Raw genomic sequence first — 969 nt, 5'->3', positions numbered from 1 at the left:
TAATGCCGATCAGTTAAGGATCAGTTGAACGATCCAGTGGCTGTGTAAGAATCCGGAAACGCTTCGTTTCCGGATTTTTTTATGCAGCTCAGTCAGGCCCTTGATATCGTCTCTCGTTACGATTCTCTTCGTAATCCTCTGAATACGCTCGCGGATGTTCTTGACCCTGCGCTCATCAGCCGCTGCCTTGAGGAAGCTGGCACGGTCACGCTCCGTAAGCGCAGACTTACTACAGATATGATGGTCTGGTGTCTCATCGGCATGGCCCTTGAGCGCAAAGAACCCCTTCACGCCATCGTTAATCGCCTTGATATTCTTTTACCGGGAAACCGTCCTTTCGTTGCGCCCAGTGCCGTAGTGCAGGCAAGGCAGCGGCTGGGGGACGACGCTGTACGGCGGGTTTTCGAACAGAGCAGCGAGCTCTGGAATGCACAGACTTCCCACCCTGACTGGTGTGGTCTGACGCTGTACGCTGTTGACGGCGTTGTCTGGCGCACGCCAGAAACACCTGATAATGAGAAGGCTTTCGTCCGTTCAGGCACGGTGGCAGGCGCCTCTCCTTATCCGCAGGTTCGCATGGTCTGCCTGATGGAACTCACCAGCCATCTTATCAGCGGCGCCGCGATGGGCTGCCAGAACGAGAATGAGATGGTGCTGGCAGAAGGTCTCATTGAACGCGCGTGCGACAACAGCCTGACCCTCTTCGATAAGGGCTACACGTCATTCGGTCTGCTTAGCGCCTGGCATGAGGCCGGCGAAAATCGTCACTGGATGATAGCGGCACGTAAAGACCTGCAGTACGAAGAGGTACGTCGTCTGGGGAAGGGAGACATACTTATCCGGGTAAAAACCTCCGCTCATTCACGGAAGAAATGGCCGCATCTGGCGGCGCACACAGAGATGAGGATGATAAGCCGGGAAATAAAAGGCCGGACGTGGCGGTTCCTGACGTCGATGACGGATGCGATG

General features: G+C 55.5%; 1 protein-coding gene. It reads left to right on the top strand.

Annotated elements, in window-relative coordinates:
- Window positions 1-81 precede the first annotated feature (81 nt).
- Window positions 82-969 (top strand): IS4 family transposase (locus WFP70_RS26480; RefSeq protein ID WP_337024903.1); only part of this gene is annotated, 888 nt, incomplete at its 3' end.

The sequence above is a fragment of the Pantoea sp. USMM079 genome (assembly GCF_037153115.1).
GTDB classification, from domain to species: Bacteria; Pseudomonadota; Gammaproteobacteria; order Enterobacterales; family Enterobacteriaceae; genus Pantoea; species Pantoea communis.
The sequence above is the reverse complement of the archived record's forward strand: the minus strand, read 5'-3'. Positions and strand labels throughout refer to the sequence as shown.